The following is a 17576-nucleotide window of genomic DNA, read 5'->3' on the forward strand; positions in this document are numbered from 1 at the left end:
GCCCGGAGACTCAGCTGCTTGCTGTGTCTCCGGGCTCGCTTCAGTGCACCGACGTCTCAGTGGCCTCGTGGCTCAGGAAGTCGAACTTCCCGAACCGTTGCCGCCGCCGTTCGATCCGGCGCCGGCGAGTTCGCCGGAGTCAGAATCGTCCGAGCTGGTGAGTGCCAAGCTCTCGGTCTCCACGCCCTCGAACGTGAATTCCGCCGTCTTGCCCTCGCCCTTGATGTCGATCTTGATCGTCTGACCGCTGCCGATCTCCTTGAACAGGATCTTCTCGGACAGGTTGTCCTCGATCTCGAGCTGAATGGTCCGACGCAGTGGTCGGGCACCCAGAACCGGATCGTAGCCGCGGTCAGCCAGCAGGCTCTTGGCCGCATCGGTGAGTTCGACCTTCATGCCCTGGTCAGCCAGACGCTCGTCGAGCCGTCCGAGGAACAGGTCGACGATCTGAAGGATCTCTTCCTTGCCCAGCTGCGGGAACACGATCGTGTCATCGACGCGGTTGAGGAACTCAGGCCGGAAGTGCTGCTTGAGCTCTTCGTTGACCTTCTGCTTCATCCGCTCGTAGTTGTTGTTCGTAGCTCCCTCGATCTGGAAGCCCATCTGCTGACCACTGGACACCTCGCGGGTACCCAGGTTCGTGGTCATGATGATGATGGTGTTCTTGAAGTCGACCTCACGACCCTGCGAGTCGGTCAGGCGACCATCCTCGAGGATCTGCAGGAGCGAGTTGAAGATGTCCGAGTGTGCCTTCTCGACTTCGTCAAAGAGGACCACCGAGAACGGCTTGCGACGGACCTTCTCCGTCAGCTGACCGCCCTCTTCGTAGCCCACGTATCCCGGAGGCGAACCAAACAGTCGCGAGACCGTGTGCTTCTCGGAGTACTCCGACATGTCCAGGCTGATGAGGGAATCCTCATCACCGAACAGGAACTCGGACAAGGCCTTTGCGAGCTCGGTCTTGCCGACACCCGTGGGGCCGGCGAAGATGAACGAGCCCGAAGGGCGCTTCGGATCCTTCAGACCCGCACGGGTCCGGCGGATCGCACGGGAAATCGACTTGACTGCGTCGTTCTGCCCGATGATGCGCTTGTGGAGTTCATCTTCCATCCGCAGCAGTCGCGAGGACTCTTCCTCGGTGAGCTTGAAGATCGGGATTCCGGTGGCCGCAGCCAGCACCTCGGCGATCAGGTCAGCATCGACGACTGCCGATGTGTCCTTGCCGCTCTTGCGCCAGGCTTCGGTCTGGTCATCCTTGTCCTGCTGCAGCTTCATCTCGGAGTCGCGCTCGGAGGCAGCCAGCTCAAAGTCCTGAGCATCGATGGCGGCTTCCTTGCGGTGACGAGCCTCGAGGATCTTCTCTTCCAGGTCGCGCACCTCCTGCGGCACAGACAGACGCGAGATGCGCAGCTTCGCTCCCGCTTCGTCGATGAGGTCGATCGCCTTATCCGGCAGGTACCGGTCGTTGACGTAGCGATCGGACATGTTCACGGCAGCTGCAAGTGCACCTTCCGTGATCGTCACCTTGTGGTGTGCCTCGTACTTGTCACGCAGACCCTTGAGGATCTCGATCGAATGCGCCAGCGAAGGCTCCGGAACCTGGATCGGCTGGAACCGGCGCTCGAGTGCGGCATCCTTCTCGATGTGCTTGCGGTACTCGTCGAGCGTTGTGGCACCGATGGTCTGCAGCTCACCGCGGGCCAGCATGGGCTTGAGGATCGAAGCCGCATCGATGGCGCCTTCGGCCGCACCCGCACCGACCAGGGTATGGATCTCGTCGATGAAGAGGATGATGTCTCCGCGTGTGCGGATCTCCTTGAGCACCTTCTTCAGACGTTCCTCGAAGTCACCGCGGTAGCGGGAGCCGGCCACCAGTGAACCGAGGTCCAGGGTGTAGAGCTGCTTGCCTTCGAGGATCTCCGGCACCTCGCCGTTGACAATCGCCTGTGCCAGTCCTTCGACCACTGCGGTCTTACCGACACCGGGTTCACCGATGAGGACCGGGTTGTTCTTCGTGCGGCGGGACAGGATCTGCATCACGCGCTGCATCTGCTCGTGACGTCCGATGACCGGATCCAGCTTGCCCTCACGGGCGGCTGCGGTCAGGTTCGTACCGAACTGGTCGAGGACCAATGAGCCGGATGGCGTACCTTCTTCACGGCCGCCGGCGGCGACGGGCTCTTTGCCCTGGTATCCCGACAGAAGCTTGATGACTTCCTGACGGACCCGTCCCAGGTCTGCACCCAGCTTGACGAGCACCTGCGCGGCGACACCTTCGCCCTCACGAATCAGACCGAGCAGGATGTGCTCGGTTCCGATGTAGCTGTGTCCCAGCTGCAGAGCCTCACGGAGGCTGAGCTCGAGGACCTTCTTCGCACGCGGAGTGAACGGGATGTGCCCGCTCGGCGCCTGCTGGCCCTGGCCGATGATCTCCTGCACCTGATCGCGCACCTGCTCAAGGGAGATATCCATTCCCTCGAGTGCTTTGGCTGCCAGGCCTTCACCCTCATGGATCAGGCCGAGCAGGATGTGCTCGGTTCCGATGTAGTTATGTTTGAGTAGTTTGGCTTCTTCCTGGGCCAGCACCACCACACGGCGTGCTCGGTCAGTGAACCGCTCGAACATATTCACCCTCCTCGGTCTTGTTATTCTTTAGAGCCTAACGACCATTGCCCACGATCTATTGCACGTTTCGCCATCAGCCGAAACCGTTAGGCTGTGGGCGAAATTCACTGTTTCCGCCGAAGAACGGCCTCGACGGAGCCTGTGCGTCGCCTCGGAACAAGGTTCCTCCGCCACCCGATCAGCAAAACGGTCGGCGAAACGGTCAGCGAAGCGACCGGCAAAACGGTCAGCGAAGCGAACGGCAAACTGGTCGGCGAAGCGACCGGCGAAACGACCAGCGAAGCGACCAGAGCGCAAGGCAGACGGCCAGCCCGATCAAGCCCACGAAGAGTGAGTAAAAGGACGGTTGCCGAATCGTCACTCCACGGGAGACATATATCCGAGATAGAGACATATCAGCCGATATCGTTTCCGATGAGATCCTCATGAACGGCCATTTTCACGCCTGAACAATTGTTCCCCACAGCAGACCACACAGCGACCTGAGGCCATTTCATCAGCATCCTCTAATACTGGTTGAACCTGTGATCACTTCGCCTCGGGCTCAAAGCGAATTAGAGATTGGCCGATGCCAGACCTTTCATCGGAAATAGCCCGGCGCGAATATGACTGGTGACCCCGAATGCCGGTAGCACAAAACACTGAAGGACCGACGAATGATTCGTCGGTCCTTCAGAATTGCAAGTGCGGCTCGATCAGCTTTCTGCTGCCTCGTAAGCCTGGACGATCTCCAACGGGATCCGTCCGCGATCACCGAGCTGGTAGCCATTGGCCTGTGCCCACTCGCGGATCTTAGCGGTATCACGCTTCGGACCGGCAGTGGAACCCGATCCTGCACGGCGCCCACGCCCACCGGGATTGGCTACCCGGCGAGCCTTGGCGATGAATGGAGCGAATGTTTCACGGAGCTTTTCAGCATTCTCAGACGAAAGCTCGAGTTCGTAAGTGCCTTGGTCGAGGCTGAAGCGCACAGTTTCCGATGCTTCAGAGCCGTCGAAATCATCCGTGAGAACGAGTCGCATCTCCCTTGCCATGTTCACTCTTTTCATATTCAGAAGTTTTTGTCGGAGTAAGCTTAACATCCGATTCGCCGTTAACGCCCAATTCGTTAACTTCATTTTCCGAATAGAATTTATCGATCTGTTCGCGCTCGGTTCTGTCGGCACGAAGAATGTTTCGCATCACATACCAGAACAGCAGTCCGACACAGATTGACGGCAACAGCGCCTTGATGAGATCCAACATAAACTCAGCCCTCCTGAGCTGTTTCCTGATTCCCCGAAGCGATGGGCTTCGTGAAAGGAAAAAGAATGGTTTCGCGAATTCCCAGGCCGGTCAAAGCCATGAGAAGACGATCGAGACCCATTCCCATACCGCCGGTCGGCGGCATTCCATGTTCCATTGCCATGAGGAATTCTTCGTCGAGGCCCATCGCCTCGTCGTCGCCCCTGGCCGCATCGGCAGCCTGAGCTTCGAAGCGCTCACGCTGGATCACAGGGTCGACGAGCTCGGAGTAGCCGGTGGCCAATTCGAATCCGCGGACGTAGAGGTCCCATTTCTCGACGACGCCCTTCTTCGTCCGGTGCTCGCGCACCAGCGGTGACGTATCGACAGGGAAGTCAGTGACGAAGGTCGGCGCCCAGAGCTTGTCCTGGTAGAAGTGCTCCCACAGCTCTTCGACGTACTTGCCGTGCGAACGGAAGACGCCGGCCAAGTCGACTCCGTTGTCGGCGGCGATCTTGTCGAGCACGTCAAGGCCCGTCTCTGGAGTGACCTCAACACCGGACTCCGCAGACAGAGTCTCGTACATGCTCACGACCGCCCAGTCTCCACCGAAGTCGTAGTCAGAGCCGTCTTCGAGCTTGACGACCAGCGAACCGGTCGCCTCCTGAGCGGCATTCTGCACCAGCGTCTTCGTCAGGTCGGCGATCGAGTGGTAGTCGCCATAGGACTGATAAGCCTCGAGCATCGCGAATTCCGGAGAGTGGGTCGAGTCGGCACCCTCGTTGCGGAAGTTGCGGTTGATCTCGAAGACATTCTCGATGCCGCCGACGATTGCTCGTTTGAGGAACAGCTCGGGCGCGATGCGCAGGTACATGTCGATGTCGTAGGCGTTCATATGCGTCTTGAACGGACGAGCGGAAGCACCGCCGTGCATGAACTGGAGCATCGGAGTCTCGATCTCGACGAACTCCTGCCTGGCGAAGGTCCGACGCAGCGAGGACATGACCTCGGCGCGGGTGAGCATCGTCGTTCGAGCCTCTTCACGAGTGATCAGGTCGAGGTAGCGCTGGCGGACGCGAGTGTCCTCTGCCAGCTCGGTGTGCAGGCCGGGCAGTGGGCGCAGCGCCTTGCTGGCCATCGACCACGAGTCGGCGAGCACGGAGAGCTCGCCGCGCTTGGACTTGATGACCTTGCCGTGCACGAACAGGAAGTCGCCCAGGTCAACATCGGTCTTGAAATCGCCGAGCCGCTCTTCACCGACCTCGCGCAGAGACAGCATGCCCTGGAGCCTGGTGCCGTCTCCCGACTGCAGAGTCACGAAGCAGAGTTTGCCTGTCGTACGTACGAATACGACGCGTCCTACGACGCCGACGATGTCCTCGGTCTCGTCTCCCGCCTCGAGCCCGTCATGGGCGGCGTGGACCTCTGCCAGGGTGTGCGTACGCGGAATCGACACCGGATAGGCATCGGTGTCGGAGTCTAAGAGCCGCTGGCGCTTTTCCTTCCGGATCCGGATCTGCTCCGGATCGAGGTGCTCTGACGAAAGATCTGCGTTCTCGGGCGTGTTCGACTCGGTATCTGCCATGACATCTAGGCTACCGCGACCGCCCCCTGTGGTGGAATTCGCCTCCCCTGCCCACCGTCGAACATCTCCAGTCGTTCGAGACTGTCGATCCGTCGAGCTCAGTCGAGGGACGACAGGATCTCCTGTGCCTGGACATCGGTGATCCGCCCCAGGCTCACCGCCTTCGCCGTGGTCGAGCGAGCCAGCGCGATGTAGCTGTTGCGCGTGGCCGGGTTGGAGACGCTGAGACTGTATTCGCTCAACGCAGCCAAGTGCGCGGCAATCGTGCCCACGTCTCCCCTGCTGACCGGTCCGGTCAGAGCCCTCGACCCGTTCTGCAGCGTGTTCGACACGCTCGCGTCGACCAGTGCGGTGAGCACGCGGGAGGGATCACCGACCCCCGCCTCGGCGAGCATGTCCATGGCTTCGCTGATGATCGTGATCGAATGGTTCGACGCATGGGTGATCGCCGCATGGTAGAGCGGACGGTCCGCCTCGGCGATCTCGATCGGCTCGCCTCCCATCTCCACTACGAGGGCCTCCCCCACGGGACGGATCGGGGCCGGGGCGGTGACGGCGATCGTCGCCTGACGCAGGCGCGGCAGATCGACGGTCGTGCCCGTGAACGACAGCGACGGATGCAGTGCGATCGGCAGGGCACCGAGGCGGGTCCCGGCTTCCAGCACATCCGTGCCGTATCTGCCGGAACAGTGGACGAGGATCTGCCCCGCGTGGATACGTCCGACGGTGGCCAAACCGCTGACCAGCGACTCGATCTCGTCATCGGGCACAGCCACGAGCAGGAGCTCAGCTCGTTCGGCGACGTCGTCCGGAGGCAGGATCGGTACGCCCGGGAGCATCTCCTCAGCCCGTTCGCGACTCTGCGCCGAGGTGGCGCTGACACCGATGATCGCATGACCGGCCTCGCGCCAGGCCGCGCCGATGGTCGCTCCGACCTTGCCGCAGCCGATGATCCCGATCCCCAGGCGGGGTGCTTCGTCCTGGCTCATCGCCGCTCCTCCTTGGCCGCACGGGCCTCCTCGTCGAACTTCTGTCGTGCCAGTCGTGTGCGCTCCGAATGCTCGGCGAAGAATCTCTTCGCCTCGTCGACGCTCTGGTGGGTCACTCGCGGATCGATCGGTCCCGCCGTCGAATGCACATCGACGGTAGCCAGCCCGAGCTTCCGCATCAGCGGTCCCTGGCGGTACCTCATCGACTGCACTCTGACATGCGGCACGAAGTCGACGCGGCGATCGAGCACCCCCAGGCGCAGGATGAGGAGGGACCCGGTCAGGGCGTAGGCGCGTCGCTTCCACGCCAACGGATCGATGATTCTCGAAGACCGCGGCTGGTCGTGGAACAGTGCCTCTGCTGACGGCGCCAGTGGGTCCTCGGACTTCCTGTCGTACATGGCCGTGCGGACGAGGGTGTCTGCCCGGATGCCCTCCGGCAGCTGCGGGTCGGGCAGCGCCAGACCGACCATGAGCAGAGCCTGGTCGATGTCGCCGACCGGCAGCAGCAGGTTCGACTCACCCGATCCCCCGGCGCTGGCGATGTTGTATTCGGCCTTCCACCATCCGGCCCAGCGCCACAGCAGCGGCTGGTGGAGGCTCACGGCCTGGAGCCGATCGAGTGGGATGACCTTGCGCGAGGTGGAGAAGAGTCCGTGGTTGACGGCAAGACCGTGCTCGTCGAGGCGGACGACGAAGTTCGCGTTGTCGAGATTCTTCCGAAACACGGAGAAGGCCGCGAAGATGCCGGGCAGCACACCCACGAGCATCGGGATGAAGGCCTCCGTGATGCCCATTGCCAGCAGCACGATCGCGACCGCGATGACCAGGAGGACGACGAGGACAGAGATGATCGTCTCTGATTTGAGCAGGGAGGAGACGACGACTCGGTGGACCGGAACGCGGATGATCTCTCCCTCCCGGCCGATCCTCGGTGAGAGATTGTACGGTGCCAGAAGCTCGCCGAGGCTGTTCTCAGCTTCGTGCGAGACGTCTTCAGCCATCGCGCCGAGCCGTTTGCTCAGGCGCACGCCGAGGCTGTCGTCGCGTCGTTCGGGCACCGAATGATCGATGCCCGGCTTCTCCCTTTCGGCGACCGGATCGAGCACCTGTGCAGCACCGCCGTCGACGGGATCTTCCGTATCGCCGATTGCGGACGCAGGACCCGTGCCGAGCCGTTCGACACCCGGGGCAGCCTCGGCGGACTGTTGGTTCTGGCCCGACTGCTTCTTCGCTTTGACCGCGGCGAGGAGTTCGTCGCGCAGCTCCTCGGCGCGCTTCTTCGACAGGTATTTGAGCGAGATGTTCGAGTCGGTTCCGCCGGCCACGTCGAAGACGAGCTCGGCCATGCCCATGAGCCGGGGCAGCAGCTTCTGCTGCAGGTCGATTGACTGGACGCGGTCCAGCCGAGCCTTGCGCTGCTTCTTCGACAGCAGTCCGCGACGGTAGTAGATGGCCTCGGCGTCGACGCGATAGCCCATCACTCGCCAGGCCAGCCAGCTGAACAGTGCCGTCAGCAGCAGGACGAGCACGATTGCGCCGACGCCGGCGAGGATGACGAGCGGGTGGGTGCGCAGCCAGCCGGCGAACCCGAGATCGACACCGTCACCGGTGGCCAGGCCCTCGATCGCGTTCTGCACGAAGTTCTGCAGCCCGTAGGCGGCCGCGACGAAGATGGCGACCAGGACACCCAGACTCTCGAGAATCGGAGTCAGAGGGTGGACACGATGCCAGACCTCGGGCGCCGAGGGATCGCTGAGTTTCTCATCCGCCATGGTCACAGGCCTGCCAGGTTCGCCTGGCCCAGCCCGGCGAGGCTGTCGCGCAGACGGTCGGCCTCGGCGCGCGGCAGTCCGGGAATCGTGGCATCGGTCGATGCCGAAGCAGTGTGGAGTTTGACCGTGGCGAGGCCGAACATGCGGTCGATGGGACCCGCGTCGACGTCGACGAACTGCAGTCGTCCGTAGGGAACGACCGTGGCCTTGTGGAACATGATTCCGCGACGGACGAGGAGGTCGTCTTCCCTCTCCGCGTAGCCGATGGCTCTGGCCTGGCGCAGGATGATGACGATGAGGACGACACTGAACGCGACGAGAGCTGCCCAGATCGCGTGCAGCCACGGCAGCTCGGCTGTGTAGATGATCGCGAAGACCAGGGCCACGACGATCATCGGAACAAGGATCGTCAGCGAGGCGATGGTCTCCTTGAGGCCGTATTTAGGACTGACCCTGTTGAAGTCCGCGTCCATTCCGTTCAGGTAGTTGAAATCATGGCTCATGCTGTTTCGGCTCCTGGAGGATCTTGGGGAGGGAGGACACAGAACCCTTCGACGATGAGTCCGACGATCATCAGGGCCGCGGCCGAGATTACCGCGAAGAGCATGCCAGCGGCCAAATCGTTGCGGAAGCCGGGAGCGGACAGGAAGTAGTAGCCTGCGTTGCCCAGGTACCAACCCGCCAATCCGGCTCCGGTCAGAGCACTTGCCTTGGCCATGACGGCCACGCGGGCCGCCTGGAGCGGGTCGATCTCCTTCGTGCGGTCCCCGTCGTTCCAGCGTTTGATCGGCCAGCCGAGCACCAGCAGAATCGCTGCGAGCACGAGCATTCCGATGATGGCGAACCACGGCAGACCCGGTAAGGAGAATCCCTGGCTTTCGAGCAGCACATTGACCACCGGTGCCAGTACGGCACCGATGACGGCCCAGATGACGAGAGTGCCCGACGCGGTTCGCTGCATAGCTCCCAGTCTCTCAAATCACAGGCACCTATGGTGCCGTGATTCGCCTGATTTCCTGGTCGTCGACTTCGGCGAGTGCCGCAGTCAGCGATCGTCGACCAGTTGGGGTGAGGATTTCCGTGTCGCCGACGAGCTCGGCCCAGGGTGCGAGCACGAAGGCACGCTCATGGGCTCGCGGATGCGGCAGGGTCAGTGTCGGTGAGTCACAGACCAGTTCGTCGGATCCGGTACCGAAGCGGATGAGGTCGATGTCGAGAGTCCGCGGCCCCCAGCGCAGCTCACGGGTCCGGCCACAGGCGACCTCGATGCCCTGTGCCACGGCCAGCAGCTCGTTGGCCGGCAGACTCGTGGACACGATGAGTCCCAGGTTGAGGAAGTCGTTCTGCTCGACCCCGCCCCAGGGCGCAGTGCGATAGAACGATGACCGCTTGGCCACGGTGATCCGGGGATGCCGATCGAGCGCCTCGACCGCTTGGTCGAGGGTGTCCTTGGCCTCGCCGAGGTTGGCCCCCAGATTGAGGTACGCCTCGGTTTCCGTCGGCTCGGGTTGCGCCCGGGAGCGTACGACACCGACGCTGACGTCGTTGAAGCTGCGTTGGATCGGAGCACCGGGCTTGTGCACGACGACTTCGGCAAGGTCGGCCACGGTCAGGCAGTGGTCGGCGATGTGCTCGGCGAGAGTCTCGATGAGGTCGAACGTATTGTCTTCGACGATGTGGGCGACAGCTTCGGCCAGTTCACCGTAGTGAATGGTGTCCGCGATGGCATCCGATGCCGCGGCCCGAGCGACCGAGGTGTGGAGGACGACGTCGATGACGAAGTCCTGGCCCTCTCGCTTCTCGAAGTCGAAGACACCGTGGTTGCCGCGGACTGTCAGCCCGCGCAGCTCGATGCGATCGGGATGCGTCTGAGGGGTGCCAGTGGGTCGAGCCGAAGGCTCAGCGTTAGCGCCCATCATGCTCGGCCCTCGAGTCCTGGAGTATGAGCCGTGACGGCGCCGATGACCTTGCAGGCGATCACCGACGTCGCCGGATCGTGCACGCGCACGGCCCAGGCCCCGGCCTGAGCCGAGAGCCCCGAGATGGCAGCGGTCGCCTGATCCTTCGCTGCCTCCTCGGCGAGGTTCGGATCCTCCGGCGAGAGCAGCGTCGAGATGAAGCGCTTGCGACTGGCGGCCACGAGCAGTCGATGGTCGAGGCTCACGAACTCATCGAGGGCGGCAAGGATCTGCCAGTTGTGCTCAGCGTTCTTCGAGAACCCCAGCCCCGGGTCGAGGATGATGTTCTTCGGCTCGACACCGACGGTGATCGCTTCGTCGATGCGCGTCTTCAGCTCGGAGATCACCTCGGCGACGACGTCGTCGTAGTGGAAGGTGGCCGAAGCCCGGTCGAGGTATCCACGCCAGTGCATGAGGACGACGGGAGCACCGGATTCCGCTGCCACGGTGAGCATCGACGGATCCGACAGCCCTGCCGAGACGTCGTTGATGATGTGGGCGCCGGCGGCCAACGATGCCTCAGCAACTCGGGCACGCATCGTGTCGACGCTGATCACAGCATTGGCGGCGGCCAACTCTCGGACGACGGGCACGACTCGGCGCAGTTCCTCCGCTTCGTCGACGCGTACCGATCCCGGACGGGTCGATTCCCCGCCGACGTCGATGATGTCAGCGCCAGCGGCCAGGAGTTCGAGACCATGCGCCACGGCCCGGCCATGGTCGAAGTAGCGCCCTCCGTCGGAGAACGAGTCAGGGGTGACGTTGAGGACGCCCATGATCTTCATACGCTCTGGATTCGCCTTCGCTGGTTTCGACATGGCTGGTTCAGACATGGCTGGTTCAGACATGGCTGGCCTCTCAGCCCCGCATGATCAGGCTCATGGCCTCGGCCCGGGAGGCAGTTTCGCGCAGTTGACCGCGGACCGCCGACGTGATGGTCGAGGCACCAGGTTTGCGCACACCTCGCATGGTCATGCACAGGTGCTCGGCCTCGACGACGACGATAACGCCGCGTGGTTCGAGATGTTCGACGAGCGCATCGGCGATCTGCGTCGTCAGCCGCTCCTGAACCTGTGGCCTCCGAGCGTAGATCTCGACGAGTCGAGCCAACTTGGACAGACCCGTGACTTTGCCGGTCTTACTGGGGATGTAGCCGACGTGAGCGACTCCGTGGAAGGGCACAAGGTGGTGCTCGCACATCGAATACAGGTCGATGTCACGCACGAGGACCATCTCCTCGTGGCTGATGTCGAAGGTCACGCCGAGGACGTCAGCCGGATCCCGATGGAGTCCGGCGAAGACCTCTTCATAGGCGCGGGCGACTCTGGCCGGTGTCTCCACCAAGCCTTCGCGGTCAGGATCCTCGCCGACGGCGATGAGGATCTCACGAATCGCTGCTGCGATCCGCGGCTGATCGACCAGGTTCCCGGTGCCTTCAGGGGCCTCTCCGAGTACTGCAGACACATTGTCGATTTCGGACATCAGTATCCGTTTCCTCTCCCGTCATCGGGATTCTGGGGCCCACTCGGTCCTGTCGGACCGTTGGGGTCGATGGGTCCTGTCGGGTTGTGCGGGACCTGAGGGCCGTTGGACCCTGTCGGACCTGCACCCGGGATGTCAGTCGTGTCGACTCCCGAATGTCCCTGGCCGTAGCCGCCGCGGTCACCGCTGAGTGGAGCCGGAGGATCGATGGGACCACGCTCGGAGACAGGGCGTTCGTCGTTGGCCAGCCACACATCGCGGGTGGGGCGTTTGACGATAGGTTCGAAGATCACAGCCAGTGCCGCCTGGTCGAGGGTCTCCCGCTCGAGCAGCTGATAGGCCAGGTTGTCGAGGACGTCGCGGTTGTGAGTCAGTGCCCAATAGGCATCGGCATGGGCGGCATCGATGATATTGCGAACCTCACGGTCGATCGACGACAGGGTCGAATCGCCGTACTCGTCGCCGCCGCCGTAGCCGCGACCGGCGAACGGCTCGGACTGGTCGTCGCCGATCTTGACCATGCCCAGCTTCTCGCTCATGCCGTACTGGGTGACCATCTTCCGTGCGATGTTCGTCGCCTTCTCGATGTCGTTGCTGGCGCCGGTGGTGGGATCGTGGAAGACGACTTCCTCGGCTACACGACCGCCCATGGCGTAGGCCAACTGGTCGAGCAGTTCGTTGCGGGTCGTCGAGTACTTGTCCTCGCTGGGCAACACCATGGTGTAGCCCAGTGCCCGACCGCGGGGAAGAATGGTGACCTTCGTGACCGGGTCGGTCTGGTTCATAGCCGCTGCGACCAGCGCGTGCCCACCTTCGTGGTATGCGGTGATGAGGCGTTCCTTGTCGTTCATCAGGCGGGTCCGCTTCTGCGGTCCTGCGATGACTCGGTCGATCGCCTCGTCGAGGATGCGGTTGTCGATGACCTTCGAGTTCTCACGTGCGGTCAGCAGGGCTGCCTCGTTGAGGACGTTGGCCAGGTCCGCGCCCGAGAAGCCCGGGGTGCGCTTGGCGACCTGTCCCAGATCGACGTCGGGGGCAAACGGCTTGCCTTCGGCGTGAACCTGAAGGATGTGCTGGCGACCCTTCATGTCCGGGGCCTCGACAGGGATCTGCCGGTCGAAGCGGCCAGGGCGCAGAAGCGCCGGATCGAGTACGTCGGGACGGTTGGTCGCGGCGATGAGGATGACGTTGGTCTTGACATCGAAGCCGTCCATCTCAACGAGGAGCTGGTTGAGCGTCTGTTCGCGCTCATCGTGACCGCCGCCCATGCCTGCGCCGCGCTGACGGCCGACAGCGTCGATCTCGTCGATGAAGATGATGCAGGGAGCGTTGGTCTTGGCCTGCTCGAACAGGTCGCGCACACGGGACGCACCGACGCCGACGTACATCTCGACGAAGTCCGAGCCCGAGATGGAGTAGAAGGGCACGCCGGCCTCGCCGGCCACGGCCTTTGCCAGCAGGGTCTTACCTGTACCGGGCTGACCGTAGAGCAGAACGCCCTTGGGGATCTTCGCTCCCACGGCCTTGAACTTCTCCGGTTCGGCCAGGAATTCCTTGATCTCCTCGAGCTCTTCGAGTGCCTCGTCGACGCCGGCGACATCCTTGAACGTGATGTCGGGGTTTTCTTTGTTGACGAGCTTCGCCTTCGATTTGCCGAAGTTCATCATCTTCCCGCCGGACATCTGCGAGATGAGGAACCAGAACACAACGAAGATGATGACGAACGGGATCAGCGTGCCCAGCAGTGACATCAGCCAGCTCTGCTTGGGCACCTCATCGGTGAATCCCTGGCTGGGCTTCGCGGTGTCGACAGCCTTGACGATCTGGTCGCCGCGCTGCTCGACGTAGTAGAACTGGACCTTCTTGCCGAAGTCCTTGCCCTCGATCTTCAGATCCTTCTTCAGGGTCAGATCGACGCGCTGGTCGGTGTCGACGATCTTGGCCTGCTCGACCTGCTTGTCATTCAGCAGTTTGAGACCCTGCTCCGTGTCGATCTGGCTGAATCCGGTGCGGCTGAAGAGAAGAGCGCCGATGGACACTACGAGCAGTGCCATCACGATCCAGATCAGGGGGCCTTTCGTCGCCTTGTTGAGCAGTGGGCGACGCTTATTCGACTCGGCCATAAGTCCTCTCAGGAAAAAGATGTGGGTAACCTGTCCAGGCTACCGAGGCTGCCTGGGAACATCCCCCACAGCCTAGTACCTCGCACTGACATAGCTCGAATGCGTCCGGTTTTGTTCCCGACCTGCGCAAGGTGTCAGGAAATGCGAGGGACGCTCGGGCACAATCCTCAGCTGCAGACGGACTGCGTCAGCTGTAAACGGACAGCGCCAGCTGCAGACGTGCTGCGTCAGCTGTCAACGGACAGCGTCAGCTGTAGACGTGCTGCGTCAGCTGTCAACGGACAGCGTCAGCTGTAGACGTGCTGCGCGAGTGTCGCGACGAACGGAACGTTGCGGTACTTCTCCGCGTAGTCGAGTCCGTAGCCGATGACGAATTCGTTGGGCACGTCGAAGCCGACGTATTTGACGTCGATGTCGACCTTGACGGCCTCCGGCTTACGCAGCATCGTGCAGATTTCGACGGTGGCGGCGCCGCGGGAGCGCAGGTTCTGGACCAGCCAGGACAGGGTGAGTCCCGAGTCGATGATGTCTTCGACGATGAGCACATGACGGTCGGAGAGGTCGGTGTCGAGGTCCTTGAGGATGCGCACGACTCCAGAGGACTTGGTTCCGGAACCGTACGAGGAGACGGCCATCCAGTCCATCGTCACCGGCGAGTGCAGTGCGCGCGCCAGGTCGGCCATGACCATGACGGCACCCTTGAGGACACCGACGAGCAGGATGTCCTTGCCCTTGTAGTCTTCATCGATGGCGGCTGCCAGTTCAACGAGTCGTGCGGCTATCTGTTCTTCCGAGACGAGTACTTTTTCGATGTCATTGCCGAGATCGTTGATGTCCACAGGTGTCGGTTCTCCTCGCTTGGGGTGGGGTGTGCTCCCATTATGGTTCACTATCGACCTGAGGTGCCACTGCGAACGTCTCGACAGCCGAAGTCAACGTCATTCGCCGGACTTGACCGCGTCCTCCGCGGCCCGGTTCAACCTGCGTGAACACCAGAGCTCGAGGTCACCGAGGTTCGAGGTTGTCAGGACTCGAGGTCACCGGGGCTCAAAGTCACCGGTGTTCGGCCAGCTCCTCGTCGACCGTTCCCGGCGAGGCGGCGAGGAATCCGGTCACGCCCATGAGCGCCGAGACCCCGACCATGAGCGACAGCGGGACTGACCATCCCCCGCTGAACCCGAGCAGTCCACCGACAGCCAACGGCCCGATTGCGGCCAGCACATACCCCGAGGACTGAACGAACGCCGAGGTCCGCGCGGTGACAGAGACGTCGCGCGTGCGTCCGGTGATAAGGGCGAGCGCGGCGGGGAAGGCGAACCCGCCGTAGGACAGCAGGATCGCCCAGAGCACTGGGGTCGCAGCGGGAGCCAAGAGAAGCCCGAGATAGCCCAGAACAGCACTGACTGCGAACGTGACCAGGAAGAATCGGGGCAGAATGCTGCGCATGATGATCTGCGGGGCGAGGAATCCGCCGGGCAGGCCACCGAGGGTGACGATCGTGAGCATGAGGCCGGCCAGCACCGGGTCGAGACCGGCATCCCGGTAGACCTGCGGCAACCAACCGAACTGCACGTAGGCGTTGGCGGACTGCAGGCCGAAGAACATGGCCATGTACATGGCCTTGCGTGAGGTGAAGATATGCCGCCGAGGCGGTGCCACCTCGTGCGACTCGGGTGCACGCTGGCGCAGGTTGGGAACCGATCCAGCCAATCTCAGCACGATCCAGGTCACGAGTGCCCCGACGGGAACGAGCGCCCAGACGCCGAGGCCGATGCGCCAGTCATCGAAATGACCGGCGATCGGAGCTGTGAGCAGGGCAGGGAACATCGCGCCCAGACCCAGAGAGACGGTGAAGGCTGTCGCCCCGAGACTTGGCCGGTCGGGGAAGCGTGTCTTCACATAGACAGGCAGGATGACGTTGCCGATCGACATGCCTGCCAAGGCGACCACGGTCAGACCGGCGAAGCCGAGCCACTGATCAGTGAGCACACGCCCACCGACTCCGACGATGACGAATGAACAGGCGATGACAAGGGAGGCGAACAGTCCCACGCGTCTGAGCACGGGCACAGCGATGAATCCGCAGATCGCGAAGACCATGCCCGGAAGCGCGGTAAGCAGACCGGTCTGCCACTCGAGGAGTGAGTACGCGGTCTTGAGTTCCGAGAGGACGGGCCCGAGCGACGATGCCGCCGGACGCAGCGAGGAGGCGATGAGGATGAGGCAGATGAGTGCGAGCACATCGAGACCTCTGCCGGTGCGATGTCCTGGCAGGGCGTTGGGCCTCTGTTCAGCAGGGAGTGCGCTCTCGGGCTGGGAACTCATGGCTTCATCCTGTCAGACGGGTGTTCAGCCGTCGGCATCTGGTCGGGTCGACTCGTGCATGCGGCCTCGCTAACGGTATACCGTTTGAGGCGGACGTGCTTCGACTCGAATCGCGATGCACACAAAGCCGACAACTGAGAACCGAGGACGATGATGACCATTCTCCGCAATGTGCGACTTGCTCCCACCCGCCACGACGATCCAGCAGCCGACGTCGAGATCGAGAACGGCCGCTTCACTCGGTTCACGCCGACCGTGCCCCAGACTGGTCCAACGCAGGCCGATTCAACGCAGACAGACCCAGCACGGGTTGAGTCGAAGGCGGCAGGTTCGGCAGCGGCAGGGTCGGTCGGGTCCCAACCAGACGTGATCGACGGGGCCGGTCGGGTACTGCTGCCCAGCCTCGGCGATGTCCATGCCCATCTCGACTCCAATCGGATGGGTCAGACGTTCCGCCCGCACACCGCGGACGGGAGCCTGCACGGTCTGATCATGAACGACCGCGCCAATTGGCGCGACGGCGAGCGCAGCGTGAGAGACCAGGCGGCGTTCGCCACCGCTGTGATCATCGCTTCGGGCGGCACACGGATCCGCTCGCATGCGCAGATCGATGCCGACTGCGGGCTCGAACGATTCACCGGCGTCCGCGATGCGCTGGCTGCTCACGCCGATGTTCTCGACTCGCAGATCGTGGCCTTCCCACAGGCGGGAATCGTCCGCGAGTCCGAGGTCAGAGACCTCCTCGATGCGGCGTTGAGCGAGGGTGCCGATCTCGTCGGCGGGCTCGATCCGCTCCAGTACGACCGGGATCCGGTCGCTCACCTCGATGTCGTCTTCGGACTCGCTGAGAAGCACGGTAAAGGCATCGACATCCATCTCCACGAACGCGGCACTGCAGGAGTCTTCTCCTTCGAGGAGATCGCTGCCCGGACGAAGGCGCACGGCATGGAGGGGCGAGTCACGATCTCGCATGCCTTCGCACTGAGCTCGAACCCGGACGCAGAGGTCGAGCGGATGGCCGACCTCATCGCCGAGGCGGGGATCTCCCTGACAACGGTGGCACCGCAGAACGGAGTCCTGCCGCAGCGGGTCCTCGCCGATCGCGAGGTCACACTCGGACTCGGCGAGGACGGACAGCGCGACTATTGGAGCCCCTACGGCGACGGCGACCTGCTGCGGCGGACCTGGCAGCTGGCCTTCACGAACGGCTTCCGCCGCGACGCGGACATCGCAGACTGCCTGGACATCGCCTCCCGCGGCGGTGCCAGGGTGATGGCCGGAGCTCGCCCCGATGGAACCTCGCTGAAACAGGACGCCCGCTTCGGCCTCGGTGTCGGGGCGCCTGCGGACTTCGTGCTGCTCGAGGCCGACACGGTCACCTCGGCGATCATGGACTGCCCCGCCGGCCGCGATGTGTTCAAGGCGGGACGACTGGTGGCCTCCCACGGTGAACTCATCGGCGGAATGCGCTGAGGCAAGTGGCCTTCAGC

General features: G+C 63.0%; 15 protein-coding genes. 1 reads left to right on the top strand and 14 read right to left on the bottom strand.

What is annotated here, in order from left to right; genetic code table 11:
* Positions 1-72: 72 nt before the first annotated feature.
* The 14 genes from MPN20_RS01425 to MPN20_RS01490 form a co-directional block, all read right to left on the bottom strand.
* On the bottom strand, positions 73-2625 hold the full coding sequence (locus tag MPN20_RS01425; protein ID WP_242778530.1) for an ATP-dependent Clp protease ATP-binding subunit: 2553 nt from the start codon (positions 2623-2625) through the stop codon (positions 73-75).
* A 695-nt stretch (positions 2626-3320) separates the two neighbouring features.
* Positions 3321-3659, bottom strand: coding sequence for an Lsr2 family protein (locus MPN20_RS01430; RefSeq protein WP_242778533.1), 339 nt, complete (start codon positions 3657-3659; stop codon positions 3321-3323).
* Positions 3625-3870 carry a hypothetical protein gene (locus MPN20_RS01435; RefSeq protein ID WP_242778536.1) on the bottom strand — a complete coding sequence of 82 codons (246 nt, stop codon included), beginning with the start codon at positions 3868-3870 and terminating at the stop codon, positions 3625-3627. Before MPN20_RS01435 ends, MPN20_RS01430 begins: the two co-directional genes overlap by 35 nt.
* Before the next feature lie 4 nt (positions 3871-3874).
* Positions 3875-5434 carry a lysine--tRNA ligase gene (lysS, locus tag MPN20_RS01440; protein WP_242778539.1) on the bottom strand — a complete coding sequence of 520 codons (1560 nt, stop codon included), beginning with the start codon at positions 5432-5434 and terminating at the stop codon, positions 3875-3877.
* Positions 5435-5532: 98 nt separating this feature from the next.
* Positions 5533-6423: a DUF2520 domain-containing protein gene (locus tag MPN20_RS01445; RefSeq protein WP_242778542.1), complete on the bottom strand. Its 891-nt coding sequence runs from the start codon at positions 6421-6423 to the stop codon at positions 5533-5535.
* A complete protein-coding gene (locus tag MPN20_RS01450; protein WP_242778545.1) occupies positions 6420-8198 on the bottom strand; it encodes a PH domain-containing protein in 1779 nt (592 codons plus the stop codon). Before MPN20_RS01450 ends, MPN20_RS01445 begins: the two co-directional genes overlap by 4 nt.
* 2 nt (positions 8199-8200) lie before the next feature.
* On the bottom strand, positions 8201-8701 hold the full coding sequence (locus tag MPN20_RS01455; protein ID WP_242778548.1) for a PH domain-containing protein: 501 nt from the start codon (positions 8699-8701) through the stop codon (positions 8201-8203).
* On the bottom strand, positions 8698-9159 hold the full coding sequence (locus MPN20_RS01460) for a DUF3180 domain-containing protein (RefSeq protein ID WP_242778551.1): 462 nt from the start codon (positions 9157-9159) through the stop codon (positions 8698-8700). The genes MPN20_RS01455 and MPN20_RS01460 overlap by 4 nt, the downstream gene beginning before the upstream one ends.
* Before the next feature lie 28 nt (positions 9160-9187).
* Positions 9188-10117: a 2-amino-4-hydroxy-6-hydroxymethyldihydropteridine diphosphokinase gene (folK, locus tag MPN20_RS01465; protein ID WP_242778554.1), complete on the bottom strand. Its 930-nt coding sequence runs from the start codon at positions 10115-10117 to the stop codon at positions 9188-9190.
* A complete protein-coding gene (gene folP / locus MPN20_RS01470) occupies positions 10114-10989 on the bottom strand; it encodes a dihydropteroate synthase (protein WP_242778556.1) in 876 nt (291 codons plus the stop codon). The genes folK and folP overlap by 4 nt, the downstream gene beginning before the upstream one ends.
* A 25-nt stretch (positions 10990-11014) precedes the next feature.
* Positions 11015-11638, bottom strand: a complete 624-nt coding sequence (gene folE / locus MPN20_RS01475; protein WP_242778559.1) for a GTP cyclohydrolase I FolE — start codon at positions 11636-11638, stop codon at positions 11015-11017.
* Positions 11638-13761, bottom strand: coding sequence for an ATP-dependent zinc metalloprotease FtsH (gene ftsH, locus MPN20_RS01480; RefSeq protein ID WP_242778562.1), 2124 nt, complete (start codon positions 13759-13761; stop codon positions 11638-11640). The genes folE and ftsH overlap by 1 nt, the downstream gene beginning before the upstream one ends.
* 287 nt (positions 13762-14048) lie before the next feature.
* Positions 14049-14600, bottom strand: coding sequence for a hypoxanthine phosphoribosyltransferase (hpt, locus tag MPN20_RS01485; protein ID WP_242778565.1), 552 nt, complete (start codon positions 14598-14600; stop codon positions 14049-14051).
* 214 nt (positions 14601-14814) lie between these two features.
* Positions 14815-16086: an MFS transporter gene (locus MPN20_RS01490; RefSeq protein WP_242778568.1), complete on the bottom strand. Its 1272-nt coding sequence runs from the start codon at positions 16084-16086 to the stop codon at positions 14815-14817.
* Positions 16087-16239: 153 nt separating this feature from the next.
* Between MPN20_RS01490 and MPN20_RS01495 the strand changes: the two genes are divergently transcribed.
* Entirely contained in the window at positions 16240-17559 is a 1320-nt protein-coding gene (locus MPN20_RS01495; RefSeq protein ID WP_242778571.1) for an amidohydrolase family protein, read from the top strand.
* Positions 17560-17576: the final 17 nt, after the last annotated feature.

Origin of the sequence: Brevibacterium sp. ZH18 (genome assembly GCF_022748595.1) — a bacterium.
Taxonomy (GTDB): domain Bacteria; phylum Actinomycetota; class Actinomycetes; order Actinomycetales; family Brevibacteriaceae; genus Brevibacterium.

Coding starts and splice junctions, on each gene's coding strand:
- MPN20_RS01425 (WP_242778530.1), bottom strand. CDS start 2,625: ATGTTCGAGCGGTTCACTGACCGAGCACGCCGTGTGGTGGTGCTGGCC.
- MPN20_RS01495 (WP_242778571.1), top strand. CDS start 16,240: ATGACCATTCTCCGCAATGTGCGACTTGCTCCCACCCGCCACGACGAT.
- folK (WP_242778554.1), bottom strand. CDS start 10,117: ATGATGGGCGCTAACGCTGAGCCTTCGGCTCGACCCACTGGCACCCCT.
- ftsH (WP_242778562.1), bottom strand. CDS start 13,761: ATGGCCGAGTCGAATAAGCGTCGCCCACTGCTCAACAAGGCGACGAAA.
- MPN20_RS01490 (WP_242778568.1), bottom strand. CDS start 16,086: ATGAGTTCCCAGCCCGAGAGCGCACTCCCTGCTGAACAGAGGCCCAAC.
- MPN20_RS01450 (WP_242778545.1), bottom strand. CDS start 8,198: ATGGCGGATGAGAAACTCAGCGATCCCTCGGCGCCCGAGGTCTGGCAT.
- MPN20_RS01460 (WP_242778551.1), bottom strand. CDS start 9,159: ATGCAGCGAACCGCGTCGGGCACTCTCGTCATCTGGGCCGTCATCGGT.
- MPN20_RS01455 (WP_242778548.1), bottom strand. CDS start 8,701: ATGAGCCATGATTTCAACTACCTGAACGGAATGGACGCGGACTTCAAC.
- MPN20_RS01445 (WP_242778542.1), bottom strand. CDS start 6,423: ATGAGCCAGGACGAAGCACCCCGCCTGGGGATCGGGATCATCGGCTGC.
- MPN20_RS01435 (WP_242778536.1), bottom strand. CDS start 3,870: ATGTTGGATCTCATCAAGGCGCTGTTGCCGTCAATCTGTGTCGGACTG.
- lysS (WP_242778539.1), bottom strand. CDS start 5,434: ATGGCAGATACCGAGTCGAACACGCCCGAGAACGCAGATCTTTCGTCA.
- folE (WP_242778559.1), bottom strand. CDS start 11,638: ATGTCCGAAATCGACAATGTGTCTGCAGTACTCGGAGAGGCCCCTGAA.
- folP (WP_242778556.1), bottom strand. CDS start 10,989: ATGTCTGAACCAGCCATGTCGAAACCAGCGAAGGCGAATCCAGAGCGT.
- MPN20_RS01430 (WP_242778533.1), bottom strand. CDS start 3,659: ATGGCAAGGGAGATGCGACTCGTTCTCACGGATGATTTCGACGGCTCT.